The organism is Streptomyces sp. NPDC006314, from assembly GCF_040613075.1.
GTDB lineage: Bacteria > Actinomycetota > Actinomycetes > Streptomycetales > Streptomycetaceae > Streptomyces.
The window spans coordinates 12,654-27,847 of the sequence record NZ_JBEXRL010000027.1 but is presented as its reverse complement, the minus strand read 5'-3'; the positions used below and the strand labels follow the sequence as shown (position 1 = coordinate 27,847).

Below are 15,194 nucleotides of genomic sequence, written 5' to 3'. Positions count from 1 at the left end.
CCAGCTCCTCGCTGCTCAGCCCAGCCGGGGCGCGACCTCCGCCCCGAACAGGTCGATCTGCTCGATGAGTTCGGCCCGGCTCCGGCTGCGGAACCGCACCTGGATCTGGTCCACGCCCATCGCCCGGTACGCCCGCAGCGACTCGGCGATCCCTTCCGGCGCGCCGGTGAGGGCGCGCCCGCCGACGTCCCAGCCGGCCCGGCCGACGTACAGCGGTTCGGTGATGGCGCCCACGGTGAAGGGACCCTCGATGCCGTGTTCCGCCCTGAGCCGCCGTATCCGCGCGATCCGCGCGGGCAGCCGCTCCCGGGGGTCCCCCTGCGGCAGCCACCCGTCGCCCTTGAGCGCGGCCCGGCGAACGGCGGCGGGCGACGAGCCGCCGACCCACACCGGCAGGGCCGGCTGCACGGGCCGGGGCCGCTGCCCCAGGCCGGCGAAGTCGTACAGCTTGCCGTGGTGCTCGGGAAACTCCTCCGGCCCCAGGGCGGCCCGCAGGGCGTCGACGCTCTCGTCGAGCACGGCCCCCCGCCGCTCGAAGTCCGACCCGAGCACCTCGAACTCCTCCCGCACATGTCCCGCCCCGACGCCGAGGATCAGCCGCCCGGCGGAGAGATGGTCGAGGGTGGCGTACTGCTTGGCGGTGAGCAGCGGATGCCGCAGCCCGACGACGGCCACATGGCTGAGCAGGCGGACGCGCTCGGTCACGGCGGCGAGGTGGGCGAGGGTGGCGACGGGGTCGTACCAGACCGTGCTCATCGCGGGGGCCAGCCGCCGCGGGATGCCCACATGGTCGCAGCAGGCCAGGTAGTCGAACCCGGCACGGTCCACGGCCCGGGCGACCGCGACCAGGTCCTCCGGCCCGGCCCCGGCCTCCCACGCCTCGGCGTAGAGGGTGCTCTGGGACTGGACGGGCAGCTGGATGCCGTAGGCGAGGGTCACGCGGACCCCTTCCACAGCCCGTCCTCCGTCAGGCCCAGCAGCCGTATGGCGTTGCCCCGCACGATCCGCTCGACCACGTCCGGCGCCAGATGCCCCATCTGCGCCTCGCCGACCTCGCGGGACTTGGGCCAGGTGGAGTCGGAGTGCGGGTAGTCGGTCTCGTAGAGGACGTTCCCGACACCGATGGAGTCGAGGTTCCTGAGCCCGAAGGCGTCGTCGAAGAAGCAGCCGTGGACGTGCTCGGTGAACAGCTCGGACGGCGGCCGGCGCACCTTGTCGGCGACCCCGCCCCAGCCCCGGTTCTCCTCCCACACCACGTCGGCGCGCTCGAGGATGTACGGGATCCAGCCGATCTGCCCCTCGGCGTACATGACCCTGAGGTTCGGGAACCGCTCGAACTTGCCGCTCATCAGCCAGTCGACCATCGAGAAGCAGCAGTTGGCGAAGGTGATCGCGGAGCCGACGGCGGGCGGGGCGTCGGCGGAGGTGGAGGGCATCCTGCTGCTGGAGCCGATGTGCATGGCGACGACCGTGCCGGTCTCGTCGCAGGCCGCGAGGAACGGGTCCCAGTCGTCGGTGTGGACCGACGGCAGACCGAGATGCGGGGGTATCTCGGAGAAGGCCACGGCCCGCACACCGCGCGCGGCGTTCCGCCGTACCTCCTCGGCCGCCAGCCGGGCGTCCCACAGGGGTATGAGCGTGAGCGGTATCAATCGGCCCCGCGCATCCGCCCCGCACCACTCCTCCACCATCCAGTCGTTGTAGGCGCGGACGCAGAGCAGGGCGAGATCCCGGTCCCGGGCCTCGGTGAACGTCTGCCCGCAGAAGCGGGGGAAGGTCGGGAAGCAGAGGGCGGACTGGACGTGGTTGACGTCCATGTCGGCGAGACGGGCGGGGACGTCGTACGACCCGGGCCGCATCTGCTCGTAGGTGATGACCTCGAGGCGGATCTCGTCCCGGTCGTACCCGACGGCGGTGTCGAGACGGGTGAGAGGGCGGTGCAGGTCCTCGTAGACCCACCAGTCGCCGAGGGGGCCGTCCGTGCCGCCGGGTTCACCCATGACGGGCTTGAAGCGCCCGCCCAGGAAGGTCATCTCCTTCAGCGGCGCGCGCACGATCCGGGGCCCGACGTCCAGATACCTCCTCGGCAGCCGGTCCTGCCAGAGGGTGGCGGGCTCCACGGTGTGGTCGTCGACGGAGATGATCAGCGGGAACTGTGTGGTCTCCATGGCGCTCACCGTAGCGCTGATCTGACGTACCGTCAGCTCCTGCGGTCGGGGCCGCGGATGCGAAGAGGGTGTGAGGACCTTGTGCACCGAGGTGTGCCACCCTGTGATCGGTGTCTCCCACGGCTGACGCAACCGCCTCGAACAAGGCAAACTGACGGGGTTGTTCGTGATGCCGAGGGGGACGAACGCATGGACGGTGTGCCGCGAGTACCTGAGCAGCGGCGTGCCGGCTCCGTGGCCATGGCCGAGACCGGCGCCATCGCGGAGTCGGATGTATTGCGCTTCAGCGTGCTGGGTCCGGTGCGGGCCTGGCGCGGTGCGGACGCGCTGAACACGGGCTCCCCCCAGCAACGCGCCCTGCTGGCCGCCCTGCTGCTCCGGGAGGGCCGTACGGCCACGGCGGCGGAACTGATCGACGCGCTGTGGGGTACCGAGCCGCCCTCCCAGGCACTGGCGGCGGTGCGCACCTACGCCTCCCGGCTCCGCAAGATCCTCGACCCCGGGGTCCTGGTCAGCGAGTCCGGCGGCTACGCGGTGCGTTCACTGGGCGAGGGCGCCCTGGACCTGGCGGTCGCGCAGGAACTGGCGGTGGAGGCGGAGAAGGCGCGCGGCGCCGGGGACCTGTGCCACGCTCGCGAGGTCCTGAACCGCGCCCTGGCCCTGTGGGACGGCGAACCCCTGGCCGGCGTGCCCGGACCGTACGCCGAGGCCCAGCGGGCCAGGCTGGAGGAGTGGCGCCTGAACCTGGTGGAGTCCCGCCTGGACATGGACCTGGAACAGGGCTGCCATGCGGAGGCGGTCTCGGAACTGACGGCCCTGACGGCGGCACACCCGCTGCGCGAACGCCTCCGCGAACTGTTGATGCTGGCCCTGTACCGCAGCGGCCGCCAGGCCGAAGCCCTCGCGGTGTACGCGGACACCCGCCGCCTGCTGGCGGAGGAACTGGGCGTGGACCCACGCCCGGGCCTGCGCGAGCTGCAGCAGCGCATCCTCCAGGCGGACCCGGCGCTGGCGGAACCCTCCGCGCCGGCGGCCGAACCCGCCGCGGCCCCCGTGCGCCCGGCCCAGCTTCCCGCCTCCGTCCCCGACTTCACGGGCCGCACCACCTTCGTGAGCGAGCTGAGCGAGGTGCTGTCCTCGGCGTCCGAGACGGAGGGCCGGGTGATGGCGGTATCGGCGCTGGCGGGCATCGGCGGCGTCGGCAAGACGACCCTGGCGGTCCACGTGGCCCACCGGGCGCGCCCCGCCTTCCCCGACGGCCAGCTGTACGTGGACCTGCAGGGCGCGGGCCCCCGCCCCGCCGAGCCGGAGACCGTCCTCGGCTCCTTCCTGCGCGCTCTCGGCACAGCGCAGTCGGCGATCCCGGACTCGCTGGAGGAACGGGCGGCCCTGTACCGCTCCGTCCTGGACGGCCGCCGGGTCCTGGTCCTGCTGGACAACGCGAAGGACGCGGCCCAGGTACGGCCCCTGCTGCCCGGCACGGACGGCTGCGCGGCCCTGGTCACCTCCCGGGTCCGGATGCTGGACCTCGCCGGGGCCCACCTGGTCGACCTGGACGTGATGTCCCCCGACGAGGCCCTGTCCCTCTTCACGAAGATCGTGGGCGAGGAGCGGGTCGCCGCGGAACGCGAGGCCGCCCTGGACGTGGTGGCCGCCTGCGGCTTCCTCCCCCTGGCGATCCGCATCGCCGCCTCCCGCCTGGCGGCCCGCCGCACCTGGACGGTGTCGGTCCTGGCGGCGAAGCTCGCGGACGAACGCCGCCGGCTGGACGAGCTGCAGGCGGGCGACCTCGCCGTCAAGGCCACCTTCGAACTCGGCTACGGCCAGCTGGAGCCGGCGCAGGCCCGCGCCTTCCGCCTGCTCGGCCTCGCCGACGGCCCGGACATCTCCCTGCCCGCCGCAGCGGCGGTCCTGAACCTCCCCGCGGAGGAGACGGAGGACCTCCTGGAGTCCCTGGTCGACACGTCCCTCCTGGAGTCGGCGGCCCCCGGCCGCTACCGCTTCCACGACCTGGTCCGCCTCTACGCCCGCGCCTGCGCGGAACGGGACGAACAGCCGCCCGGCGAACGTGAGGCTGCGATGGCGCGGTTGCTGGACTTCTATCTGGGTACGGCGGCACGGGTGTACGCGATGGAGCGGCCGGGAGACCGGACGGTTGCCCATCTGGAACATGTCCGATGCCCGGCCAGCGCCTTTCCCAGCGCCTCGGCGGCCCTGGACTGGCTGCACACGGAGGCCGAGCCCCTTCTCGCGTGTGTACAGCAGTCACTCAAGGCGCCCACTTTGCGGCGAGCCGTGGACCTCCTGCTGGCCACCATAGATCTGGCGGAGTCCGGAGCCAGCGCTCGCCGGTACGAGACAACGGCCGTGGCCGCTCGAGACGCGGCCGCCGGCCTCCGCGACGCCCACGCCGAGACACGTTCGCGGATCACGCTGGCCCAGGTGCTCAGCCAGTCCGGACGGTTCGATGAGGCCAGGCTCGAGGCCGAACACGCGGACTTGTTGAACAAGGCCGCCGAGGACCCCTGGACGAGCAGTACGGCACCCAATCAGCTGGGGATCATCGCCAACTGCACGGGTCGGTTCCCGGATGCTGTGGTCTATCTGCAGAGGGCCATCGAGGCATTCCGCGCCGATGACAACAAACCAGGGGAAGCGAGTGCCGTGTGCAACCTGTCCCGCGCCCTCGCCTCGATGGGCCGCAGCAAGGAGGCCGTGGAGCTGGCCAAGCGGGGTGTCGACATCTATGACGAACTCGGCATGAGCGTTCGCCTGGCCAACGCGCACTACGCTTTGGGCACGGTGCTCACCCAGGCCGGGTCCTTGCCCGAGGCGCTGGTACAGCTGACCGAGGCTCTCCGCATGTTCACCGACAGCCGGCAGCGTCTTTGGGAAGGAACCACTCACTTCCGCATCGCACAGGTGCACTTGGTGTCCCAGCGCTCTTCTCTGGCAGCCCAGCACGCCGAACAGGCGCTGGCGATCGGCTGCATCGGCGGAGACTGGATGAGGGCCAACACCCTCACGATGCTGGGAAGGGCCCTGGAAGCACTCGGCCAGTCCGACCGAGCCCGCGCCTGCTGGCATGAAGCGCTCGCACTGTACGAGGAGGCGGGCTCACCGGAAGTCACCGAAGTGCGCGCCCTGCTGTCACCGTTGGCAGCGGCCTGAGCGTCTGCCGCCACGTCGTTCATCGAACGTTTATGGGCGCCTGTCACTCTCGACGAGTCGATCCGCCGCTATCGGGGGCAGGCGGATCCGCTGGGCCTCACGGCTACTCTGAGGCCTCCTGGAACGCCCGTTCGGCGGCACACGGGGGAGTTGCCGAACGGGCGCTCCGTCCCATGCGTTACATATCCCTTGGAGTACCAGCCATGAGCAAGGACCAGAAGATCACCACGTTGGACCAGCACACGCCGGCCCCGCCCGCCCTGGAGGAGCCGGTCACCACGATGGACCAGCACACGCCGGCCCCGCCCGCCCTGGAGGAGCCGGTCACCACGATGGACCAGCACACCCCGGCGCCGCCGGCCCTGGACCTCGACGGCAAGTGAGCCACCACCCCGACGGGGGTCGGCCGCGGCGGCGCGGAGGGGATGCCGTCGCGGCCGAGGTGTATCCGAAGACGTAGGCGCTCAGCAGGAGCGACGAGACCTGGCGGCACCGCCGAGAGGGCGTCCACGCCGGTTCCGCGGCACCGTCCGCGGCAACGCCGTCACCGTCGTTCCCGGAGCGACCCCTTCACCAGCTTGCCGCTTGCGTTTCGTGGTAGCTCCTCCACGAACTCCACCGTTCTCGGCACCTTGTAGTTGGCCATCTCGCGCCGGGACCAGGCGATCAGGTCGTCGGCCGTCAGGAGCGATCCCGGGCGGCGGACGACGAACGCCTTGCCGACCTCTCCCAGCCGGGTGTCGGGTACGCCGATCACCGCCACGTCCGCCACGTCGGGATGGGTGCCGAGCAGCTGCTCCATCTCCGCCGGGTAGGCGTTGAAGCCGCCGACGATGAACATGTCCTTGAGGCGGTCGGTGATGCGCAGGTTGCCCGCGCCGTCCAGGACCCCCACATCGCCCGTGCGCAGCCAGCCGTCGGGGGTCACCGCCTCCGCCGTGGCCGCCGGGTCGGCGTAGTAGCCGCGCATGACGTTGAAGCCGCTGACCAGCACCTCTCCGGGGGTGCCGGCGGGCACCGGCGTGCCCGTGGCGTCCACCACACGCACCTGTGTGCCAGGGATCGCCCGGCCGGAGGTGGAGGCGATCAGCGCGGGGTCGTCACCGCGGCGGCACATCGTGACGATGCCGCTGGCCTCCGAGAGGCCGTAGGCCGTGAGGACCGTGCCGATGCCGAGTTCCGCGCGCAGGCGTTCCACCAGACGGAGGGGGACGACGGCCGCGCCCGTGACCACGAGCCTCAGCGCCGAGAGGTCATGGGCGTCGCGGGCCGGGTGGTCCAGGAGTGACTGGTGGAGGGTCGGGGGACCGGGGAGGACCGAGATCCGTTCCGCCGCGATGTTCGCCAGCGCCGTGTCCACGTTGAACACCGGCTGCGGGATCATCGTCGCCCCGCGCATGAGGCAGGCGATCACTCCCGCCTTGTAGCCGAAGGTGTGGAAGAAGGGGTTGACGATGAGGTAGCGGTCGGTGGTGCGCAGGCCCGCCAGGTCCGCCCAGATCTCGTACGCCCGCAGGGTCTGGGCGTGGGTGGTCATCGCACCCTTGGGGCGGCCCGTCGTACCCGAGGTGAAGACGATGTCCGAGATGTCCGCACCCGTCAAGCCCCGTTCGCGCGCGAGTACTCGGGACGCGTCCACGCCCTCCCCCGCCGCCAGGAACCCCTTCCACGTGCGGAAGTCGGCCGGCGCGTCGCCCGAGAGGACCACCACCTGTTCCAGCGCCGGCAGGCCCGGCAGCGGGCCCCGGCCGTCCGGCACACCCTCACCCGCCGCCCGCCGCAGCGAGGCCACGTACGACGTGCCGAGGAACGTGCCCGTCACGAAGAGGAGCCGGGCCCCGCTGCGGCGCAGCACGTCGGCCGCCTCCGTACCCTTGAAGCGGGTGTTCAGCGGTACCAGTACCGCGCCCGCCGAGACCGCCCCGAGGGCCGCGACGATCCAGTCCAGGGAGTTGGGCGCCCAGACGGCCACCCGGTCGCCCACCGCCACCCCACAGGCGAGGCAGGCCGCCGCCGCGCGCCCGACCCGTGCGCCCAGTTCGGCGTACGTGATCCTCGTACGGCCCTCGACCACGGCCTCGGCGTCCGCGTACCGCTCGGCCGACGACCGCACCAGACCCGGGACGGTGCCCCAGTCGCTCATGGCAGCCTCCGCCTCGCACAAGTTGCTGACGATCCGTCAGGTTAGCTGTAATCTGACGCCCTGTCAGGAGAGGGGCCACACATGGCAGGAACGGGACTCAAGGACGCCACCGCCATCGTCGGCATCGGACAGACCGCTTTCGCCAGACACCTCCCGGAGGACGAGAGGACGCTCGCCTGCCGGGCCGTGCTCGCCGCGCTCGACGACGCCGGCATCGCGCCCGGCGAGGTCGACGCCCTGGCCTCCTACACCATGGAGGAGACCGACGAGGTGGAGCTGGCGAAGGCGGTCGGGTTCGGCGATCTGACCTTCTTCGGCAAGGTGGGGTACGGAGGCGGCGGGTCCTGTGCCACCGTCGCGCACCTCGCCGCCGCCATCACCGCCGGGATGGCCACGGTGGGGGTGGCGTGGCGGTCCCGGAAGCGGGGCAGCGGGCCCCGGCCGTGGACGGGCACCGCCGTCCAGCTGCCCACACCGGCCCAGTGGACCCGGCCCTTCGGGCTCCTCCGGCCCGTCGACGAGATCGCCATGCTGGCCCGCCGGTACCTGCACGAGTACGGCGCCACCCGGGACCACCTGTTCAACGTCGCCCTCGCCTGCCGGAACCGGGCCAATCAGAATCCGGCGGCTGTCATGTACGAGCGGCCGCTCACCCGCGAGATGTACATGACCTCCCGGTGGATCAGCGAGCCGCTGTGCCTCTTCGACAACTGTCTGGAGACGGACGGGGCGTTGGCCTGCGTGATCGTCGGCAGGGAGCGCGCGCGGGACTGCGCGGCAAAGCCCGTCTACGTCCACTCCGCCGCCCAGGGGCTGCCCGCCCAGCACCACGGCATGGTCAACTACTGGAACGACGACCCTCTCACCGGCCCCGCCTGGACCGCCGCCCGGCACCTGTGGAAACACGCCGACCTCACACCGGACGACGTGGACGTGGCGCAGATCTACGACGCGTTCACGGCCCTGATCCCCCTCTCCCTGGAGGGCTACGGCTTCTGCGGAAGAGGCGAAGGGGGCCCCTTCACCGAGCAGGGCGCCCTGGAGATCGGCGGACGGCTGCCCCTCAACACGGGCGGGGGCGGGCTCAGCGAGGCCTATGTGCACGGCTTCAACCTCATCAACGAAGGGGTGAAGCAGCTGCGCGGCACCAGCACCGCGCAGGTCCCCGGCGCCGCCACCTGCCTGGTCACGGCCGGCGAGGGCGTCCCCACCTCCGCGCTGCTGCTGAGGAGCTGACCATGCTGAGCCCCGTCACCGACGCCGACGGCGCGCCCTTCTGGGAGTACGCGGCCCGTGGAGAACTGCGCGTCCAGGCCTGCGCCGACTGCGCCGAGCCCCGTTTCCCGCCCCGGCCCTGCTGCCCGCACTGCCAGTCGTTCGCGAGCGAGTGGCTGCCGGTGTCGGGGCGCGGGCGCGTGTGGTCGTACGTCGTTCCGCATCCACCGCTGCTGCCCGACTACGCGGCACGGGCTCCGTACAACGTCGTCCTCGTGGAACTGGCGGACGCCCCTCGGATACGGCTGGTCGGGAATGTGGTCAGCGGCCCCGGTGCGCCGCTCAACTCCTGCGATCCCGGCGGGATACGGATCGGTGCGCCGGTGCGGGTGGTCTTCTCGGGCGGGCTTCCGCAGTGGGTGCTCGCGTGAACACCGTGCGCCTCGACATCGACGAGGACACCGCAGTCGCCGTCGTCACGCTGGACCGGCCCGAGCGGCTCAACGCCATCGATCAGGAGATGGTGCGGGACCTCGCGGACACCTGGCGGGCGTTGCGGTTCGCCGACTCCGTGCGGGCCGTCGTACTCACCGGGGCCGGGGAACGGGCGTTCTGTACCGGGATCGACCGGGACGCCGTCGTTCCGCAGCCGTCGTCGCCGTACATGCAGGACGATCCGCTGCTGGGCGCCGGCCCGAAGGCGAACGACCTGTGGAAGCCGGTCGTCGCGGCCGTACGCGGGATGGCCTGCGGAGGCGCCTTCTACCTGCTCGGGGAGAGCGAGTTCGTCATCGCCGACGCCACGGCCGTCTTCTTCGACCCGCACACGACGTACGGCATGGTCAGCGCGTACGAGTCCGTGCTGATGGCGCACCGGATGCCGTACGGGGAGGTCGCGCGGATGATGCTCATGGGGACGGCCGAGCGGATCTCCGCCCGGCGGGCCTACGACATCGGTCTGGTCTCGGAGGTGACCGAGCCGGGCGCGGCGTTGGCGGCCGCCGTGCGCTGTGCCGCCGTCGTCGCCGGGTATCCGGCCGAGGGGGTGCAAGGGACCGTGCGGGCGCTGTGGGCGGCCAAGGAGGCGGCGCGGGCGCAGGCGTTCGCGCAGGCGCCGCATCTCATCGCGCTGGGCAATCTGCCGGCCGAGCGGCAGGCGGAGCTGTTCGCGGGGCGGCCGAGGGAGTACCGGGTGCGTTAGGGCCTGAGCAGGGCCTCCGTGTCCGCCTCGCAGTGGTCGACCTTCAGCAGGAGGCGGTCGCCGACGGTCACCTGGGTGGTCGCCCTGCCCTTCGCGGGCACCGTGACCGTGTAGGAGGCGTTGTCGAGGATCTCGGTACCCTCGTCGTCGTAGAAGGTGACGCGGGTCTGGAACTCGGCCTCGCGGTTGTTCGGGTTCGTGATCTCGACCGTCGCATACGGCTTCTTCTCAGTGGCACAGCTGATCAGCTTCGCCGTCCCGTCCCGCAGCCGTTTGCCGCTGCCGCTGCCGCCGGAGGGTGTGGAGGTGGCCCGGTGGGTCGGGCGCCGGTTGTGGTAACCACCGCTGGTGCCGCCGCTCGTGCTCATACCGCCGCTGCGGTAGCTGTCGCCGGACGAGTCGTCGTCCGGGTCGCCGTACGGCCCGCCCCCCGTGGTGGACGACGACGAACTGTCGTGATCCTGGTGGGAGCTGCTGCATCCGCCCCCGCCTCCGCCGCCGCGGCTGCCGTGGTGCCGGCCCGTCGAGAAACCGGTGAGGCCGAGGACCACGAAGGTCAGGACGGCCGTGAACCTGAGCGCGCGCGTCCGTGTATGCATGGGCATGCCATCACCATATCCACCGGCCCACACGGCCTGGCGGGTGCCCGGCGCCGGGGGTAGCGTCAGCCCTGGTGACGGCCGCCGTCCGATGCCCTTCCGTGTGACCGGTACGACGGCCGTCACGCACTCACGTGGTCCGTGCCGTGCCCGTGCCCTTCTCCGCGTCCAGGGCGTACACACACCGGTCCTTGCTGCACGCGTACACCACGCCGTCCTTGACCACCGGGGAGCCGGTGATCTCGCCGCCGGTGGCCAGCTTCCAGCGCAGCCGTCCGTCGTCGGCCTTCAGGGTGTACAGCAGGTGGTCGGTGGAACCGAAGTGGATGCGGCCCTCCGCCACCACGGGAGCACCCACCACGTCACCGCCCGCCTGGAAGCGCCACTTGGGTGTGCCGGTGACCGCGTCCAGGGTGTAGAGGCCCTTGCCGCTGCCGACGTGGACGTGGCCGGCGGCCACCAGGACCGGTTCGATGGAGGAGCGGGCCTCGGTGGCGATGCGCCAGCGGTCGCGGCCGTCGGTGGCGTCGAGGGCGTAGACCGTGCCGAGGTAGTCGGCGAGGTAGACGCCGCCGCCGGTGACGGCCGGGCCGGGCGCGAAGGCCGGCGGGCTCAGGAAGACCGCCGGAGCCTCGAAGTGCCAGCGCACCATGCCGCTCGCGGCCTCGATGGCGAGGACGCGGGTACCGGCGGAGACGTAGACGTAGCCGTCGGACGCCGGGGCCAGACGGACCGGGACGCCACCGCAGGAGGCCGCGTCGCCGATGGGGTACGACCAGCGCTCCTCGCCGGTGCGGGCCTCCAGTGCGCGCAGCCTGGCCTCCTGCCAGACGTAGACCGTGCCGTCGTGGACGAGGGGGCCGGCCTCGGGGGACTCGAAGTCGGTCTGGCAGCCGGTGATCTCCCACAGCTTCTGCCCGCCCGCGGCTTCCCAGGCCTGGACACCGCCGCCACGGGTGCCGGTGACGACGGTGCCGTGGTCGGCCTTCAGGGAGTACACCCAGGCGTCCGTGGACAGCCGCCACAGGTCGGCGCCCTCGCGGGCGTCCAGGGTGAAGAGGGTGGGGCCGTCGGAGGCGTGGATACGGCCGTCAGCCACAGCCATCGACCAGGCGACGTCCCGCGTCTTGAAGCGGCGGCGTCCGGTGCCGACGTCCAGGGCGTGCACCTCGAAGGAGGTGACGTAGACGAGGTCGCCGTCGACCGACGGGGTACCCCAGACGTCGTTGGACATGCGGAAACGCCAGGGGCGCCAGCCACTCGCCGCCTCCGGGGGCGCGGGCGGGGCGGGCGGCACGGCGGAGTCGGCGCCGCTCACCCCGGGGCGCGGGCGGGACCAGCTGGCGACCAGGCCGGCCTCGGGCGGGGGTGCCTTGACGGCGGCGGCGCGGGCGTCGGCGACCCGGGGGCCGGGGCCGATGGGCAACTGGGCGCCGGCCAGCCGGACCGGGCCGGTGTCGGGGGCGCCGGCCGGTGCGGGGGCCGGGACCGGGGGGTCGTACGGGGGCGGTGGGGGTACGGCCGCGCGGCCGCCGCCGCGGGAACCGGATGCGGTGGGAGCGGGCCTGACCGCGGGGCGGCCGCCGCGGCGGGACTCGATGAGGCCGACGGCCTTCTCGGGCAGCCAGGCGGAGGCGGTGCCGCTGTCGTCGGAGCCGGAGCCGAAGAGGTGCGGGGCGAGCTGGGCCTGGAGGTCGGCCGGGGTGGGGCGGCCGGAGGCCTCCATCTGCATACAGGCCTCGATGAGCGGGCGCAGCTCGTCCGGCAGCCCGGTGAGGTCCGGGCCCTCGCGCAGCAGCATGAAGACCGTCTCGACCGGGTTGGCGCCGTGGAAGGGCGGATGGCCGGTGGCGGCGAAGACCAGGGTGGAGCCGAGCGAGAAGACGTCACTGGCGCCGGTGACGCTGCGGGAGTCCTTGGCCTGCTCGGGGGACATGTAGGCGGGGGTACCGACGGCGACGTTCGTCATCGTCAGACGGGTGTTCGAGACGCCGGAGGCGATGCCGAAGTCGATCACCCGGGGGCCGTCCTCGACCACGAGCACGTTGGAGGGCTTGAGGTCCCGGTGGACCAGCCCGGCGCCGTGAATGGACTGCAGGGCCTCCGCGACGCCCGCCGCGAGCCAGCGCACGGCCTGGGCCGGGAGCGGCCCGCACTCGTTCACTATCTCCTCGAGCGAGGGCGCGGGGACGTAGGCGGTCGCGAGCCAGGGAACGGCGGCGCGCGGGTCGGCGTCGACCACGGCCGCCGTGTAGAACCCGGAGACCGCGCGGGCCGCCTCCACCTCGCGGGTGAAGCGCACACGGAAGAGCTGGTCCTCGGCCAGCTCGGTGCGCACCGTCTTGATCGCCACGCGCCGGCCGGACGCCGAGCGCGCGAGATAGACCAGCCCCATGCCGCCGGCGCCCAGCCGGCCCAGCACCTCGAACGGCCCGATCCGCCGCGGATCGTGCTGCGTCAGCTGATCCACCACTTGCCTGCCACCTCCCCGTACGAGCCGCGCCACCCACATATGTACGCGACCGAAGTGCAGCGTCTCACCACCGCACCGCCATGGCGGCACGCACCCCGATTCTTCCTGGCCGGACCGCCGGTTGCGAACCCGGTGAGAAATCGGGGTGTCTTACGTCAAAGCGGACGCATCAGCGCTGCAGCAATGCGAACGACGCCCCCTGATTGTCGGTGACGACGGCCACTCGTCCGTACGACGTCTCGAAGGGTGGCGCCTGCACCCGTCCGTCGAGCCGCCGCACGGCCCCGACGGCGTCGTCCAGGTCCGTGACCCGGAAGTGCGTGAGGAAGTGCGGGGGCATCTCGGCGGGGAAGACGTCGGTGACGTTCGCACGGCCGAAGTCGGGCCCGGCGCCGGCGCCGAACAGGGCGTCGTGGAAGAGCCTGCCGTAGAAGGCGTTGGCGGCGGCGGTGTCCCGGGTGTACAGCTCGGCCCAGACGAAGGTGCCGGGCTCGTGCCGCCGCTCGAACCCCGGGTGGCTGCCGGCCTGCCACAACCCGAACACCGCTCCCTCGGGGTCGGCGGCGAGGGCGGCGGTGCCGAGTCCACCCACCGGGAACGGGGCCATGACCACCTGCCCGCCGGCCGCCGTGATCCGCCGGCCGAGGGCCTCGGCGTCCGAGGTCGCGAAGGAGACCGTCCAGACGGTGGGCATACGGCCGTCCGTCTTGGGGGCCAGCGAGGCGACGAGGTCGTCGTCCAGCCGGGCCCACACCGAGGAGCCGTACGCCTCCTCGAAGGACCACCCGAAAAGCTCACCGTAGAACCGCTTGCCCGCCTCGACGTCGGCAAGCTGGGCGTCCACCCAGCAGGGGACACCCTCCCCGTATGCCTCTTCATGCCCGGATGCCCTGTTTTCGGCCATGTCGTCAAAGTAACCGGGCCGCGCGCACCCCGCAGACCAGGCACACCACCCCCAGAGCACCCGTGCACCCCATTTGCAGTCGGCCGAATCGCGCTCCGATCACCCCTCGGTAAGCTGACGGGCATGACAGGACAAGTGCGTACCGTCGACGGCCGCGTGGCCGGCCGGCGTGGGCAGGCGACCCGGCAGAAGCTGCTCGACTGCCTCAGCGAGATGCTCAGCTCCTCTCCCTACCGGGACGTCAAGGTCATCGATGTCGCCCGGAAGGCGGGCACTTCGCCCGCGACCTTCTACCAGTACTTCCCGGACGTCGAAGGCGCCGTCCTGGAGATCGCCGAGCAAATGGCCTCCGAGGGCGCCGGGTTGACCGAACTCCTCGAGGGGCGCACCTGGGCGGGCAAGGCGGGCTGGCAGACCGCGCAGGAACTCGTGGACGGATTCCTGGAGTTCTGGCGCAAGAACGACGCGATCCTGCGCGTGGTCGACCTCGGCGCGGCCGAGGGGGACAAACGGTTCTACAAGATCCGCATGAAGATCCTTAACACGGTCAACAACTCCCTCGCGGACTCCATCACGGAACTGCAGGCCAAGGGCAGGGTCGACAAGGACGTGAACCCGGCGGCGGTGGCCGGATCGCTGGTCGCGATGCTCGCGGCGGTGGCGTCACACCAGAAGGGTTTCTCGTCCTGGGGTGTGAAGCAGGCCGAACTCAAGCCGAACCTGGCACTGTTGGTCCACCTGGGTGTGACCGGCAAGAAGCCGAGCAAATAACTCGCACCCCTTTTCCAGGTTCCAAGTCCTGTCTGGCAGGCGGTGGTTCACCGGATGTGAACCACCGCCTGCGCTGTTATGCGGGCAGCGGCCGGTCCCGGACCACGTGTTTCATCACCAGCGTCGACGTCAGCCGCTGCACCCCGGGCAGGGTCGCGAGGCGCTCGTCGTACAGCCGCTGGAAGGCGGCGAGGTCGGCGGTGGCGATCCGCAGCAGATAGTCGGGCTCGCCGAACAGCCGCTGGGCGTCCAGCACATGATCCAGTTCGCTGACCGCCCGCTCGAACTCGGCGACCGTGTCCCGGTCCTCCTGCCGCATGGACACGAAGACCAGCGCCTCGAAGGTCAGCCCGAGCGCCGCCGCGTCCACCACCGCCCGGTAGCCCTGGATGGCACCGGAGCGCTCCAGCTCGCGCAGCCGCCGGTGGCAGGGCGAGACACTGAGGCGCACCCGGGCGGCCAGCTCGGTCACGGTCAGCCGCCCGTCCTGTTGCAGCTCGGCAAGGATTTTCCGGTCCACTTCGTCCATGAGACAGATAGTTGCTCAGA

General features: G+C 71.8%; 13 protein-coding genes. 6 read left to right on the top strand and 7 right to left on the bottom strand.

From position 1 onward, the window contains the following. Positions 1 to 15 precede the first annotated feature (15 nt). Both ABZ079_RS33005 and ABZ079_RS33000 read right to left on the bottom strand, forming a co-directional pair. Entirely contained in the window at positions 16 to 939 is a 924-nt protein-coding gene (locus ABZ079_RS33005; RefSeq protein WP_356943134.1) for a TIGR03619 family F420-dependent LLM class oxidoreductase, read from the bottom strand. Continuing rightward, the gene (locus ABZ079_RS33000) at positions 936 to 2,168 is read right to left on the bottom strand and encodes an amidohydrolase family protein (RefSeq protein ID WP_356943133.1); all 1,233 of its coding nucleotides are present in this window, start codon (positions 2,166 to 2,168) and stop codon (positions 936 to 938) included. Before ABZ079_RS33000 ends, ABZ079_RS33005 begins: the two co-directional genes overlap by 4 nt. A gap of 189 nt (positions 2,169 to 2,357) precedes the next feature. Here ABZ079_RS33000 and ABZ079_RS32995 point away from each other — a divergent pair, with 189 nt between their 5' ends. Together ABZ079_RS32995 and ABZ079_RS32990 are read left to right on the top strand one after the other, a co-directional pair. Further along, the gene (locus ABZ079_RS32995) at positions 2,358 to 5,339 is read left to right on the top strand and encodes a BTAD domain-containing putative transcriptional regulator (RefSeq protein WP_356943132.1); all 2,982 of its coding nucleotides are present in this window, start codon (positions 2,358 to 2,360) and stop codon (positions 5,337 to 5,339) included. A 203-nt stretch (positions 5,340 to 5,542) separates the two neighbouring features. Continuing rightward, on the top strand, positions 5,543 to 5,722 hold the full coding sequence (locus tag ABZ079_RS32990; RefSeq protein WP_356943131.1) for a sigma-like protein: 180 nt from the start codon (positions 5,543 to 5,545) through the stop codon (positions 5,720 to 5,722). Positions 5,723 to 5,883: 161 nt separating this feature from the next. Here the strand turns inward: ABZ079_RS32990 and ABZ079_RS32985 are convergent, their stop codons facing one another. Continuing rightward, on the bottom strand, positions 5,884 to 7,482 hold the full coding sequence (locus ABZ079_RS32985; RefSeq protein ID WP_356943130.1) for a FadD3 family acyl-CoA ligase: 1,599 nt from the start codon (positions 7,480 to 7,482) through the stop codon (positions 5,884 to 5,886). Between the two features lie 81 nt (positions 7,483 to 7,563). Here ABZ079_RS32985 and ABZ079_RS32980 point away from each other — a divergent pair, with 81 nt between their 5' ends. The 3 genes from ABZ079_RS32980 to ABZ079_RS32970 are packed head-to-tail and all read left to right on the top strand — an operon-like array spanning position 7,564 to position 9,898. Further along, positions 7,564 to 8,718, top strand: coding sequence for a lipid-transfer protein (locus tag ABZ079_RS32980; protein WP_356943129.1), 1,155 nt, complete (start codon positions 7,564 to 7,566; stop codon positions 8,716 to 8,718). Positions 8,719 to 8,720: 2 nt separating this feature from the next. Continuing rightward, the gene (locus ABZ079_RS32975) at positions 8,721 to 9,128 is read left to right on the top strand and encodes an OB-fold domain-containing protein (protein WP_356943128.1); all 408 of its coding nucleotides are present in this window, start codon (positions 8,721 to 8,723) and stop codon (positions 9,126 to 9,128) included. Continuing rightward, positions 9,125 to 9,898 carry an enoyl-CoA hydratase/isomerase family protein gene (locus tag ABZ079_RS32970; protein WP_356943127.1) on the top strand — a complete coding sequence of 258 codons (774 nt, stop codon included), beginning with the start codon at positions 9,125 to 9,127 and terminating at the stop codon, positions 9,896 to 9,898. Before ABZ079_RS32975 ends, ABZ079_RS32970 begins: the two co-directional genes overlap by 4 nt. Here the strand turns inward: ABZ079_RS32970 and ABZ079_RS32965 are convergent. The 3 genes from ABZ079_RS32965 to ABZ079_RS32955 form a co-directional block, all read right to left on the bottom strand. Continuing rightward, the gene (locus ABZ079_RS32965; protein ID WP_356943126.1) at positions 9,895 to 10,503 is read right to left on the bottom strand and encodes a hypothetical protein; all 609 of its coding nucleotides are present in this window, start codon (positions 10,501 to 10,503) and stop codon (positions 9,895 to 9,897) included. The two genes, ABZ079_RS32970 and ABZ079_RS32965, sit on opposite strands and share 4 nt — an antisense overlap. Before the next feature lie 124 nt (positions 10,504 to 10,627). Continuing rightward, on the bottom strand, positions 10,628 to 12,970 hold the full coding sequence (locus ABZ079_RS32960) for a serine/threonine-protein kinase (protein WP_356943125.1): 2,343 nt from the start codon (positions 12,968 to 12,970) through the stop codon (positions 10,628 to 10,630). Positions 12,971 to 13,139: 169 nt separating this feature from the next. Beyond that, the gene (locus ABZ079_RS32955; protein ID WP_356943124.1) at positions 13,140 to 13,874 is read right to left on the bottom strand and encodes a VOC family protein; all 735 of its coding nucleotides are present in this window, start codon (positions 13,872 to 13,874) and stop codon (positions 13,140 to 13,142) included. 135 nt (positions 13,875 to 14,009) lie between these two features. Between ABZ079_RS32955 and ABZ079_RS32950 the strand changes: the two genes are divergently transcribed. Then, positions 14,010 to 14,645, top strand: a complete 636-nt coding sequence (locus ABZ079_RS32950; protein ID WP_356943192.1) for a TetR family transcriptional regulator — start codon at positions 14,010 to 14,012, stop codon at positions 14,643 to 14,645. Between the two features lie 76 nt (positions 14,646 to 14,721). On the opposite strand, the gene ABZ079_RS32945 is transcribed toward ABZ079_RS32950, so the two are convergent. Continuing rightward, positions 14,722 to 15,174: an Lrp/AsnC family transcriptional regulator gene (locus ABZ079_RS32945; protein ID WP_356943123.1), complete on the bottom strand. Its 453-nt coding sequence runs from the start codon at positions 15,172 to 15,174 to the stop codon at positions 14,722 to 14,724. Between the last annotated feature and the right edge of the window lie 20 nt (positions 15,175 to 15,194).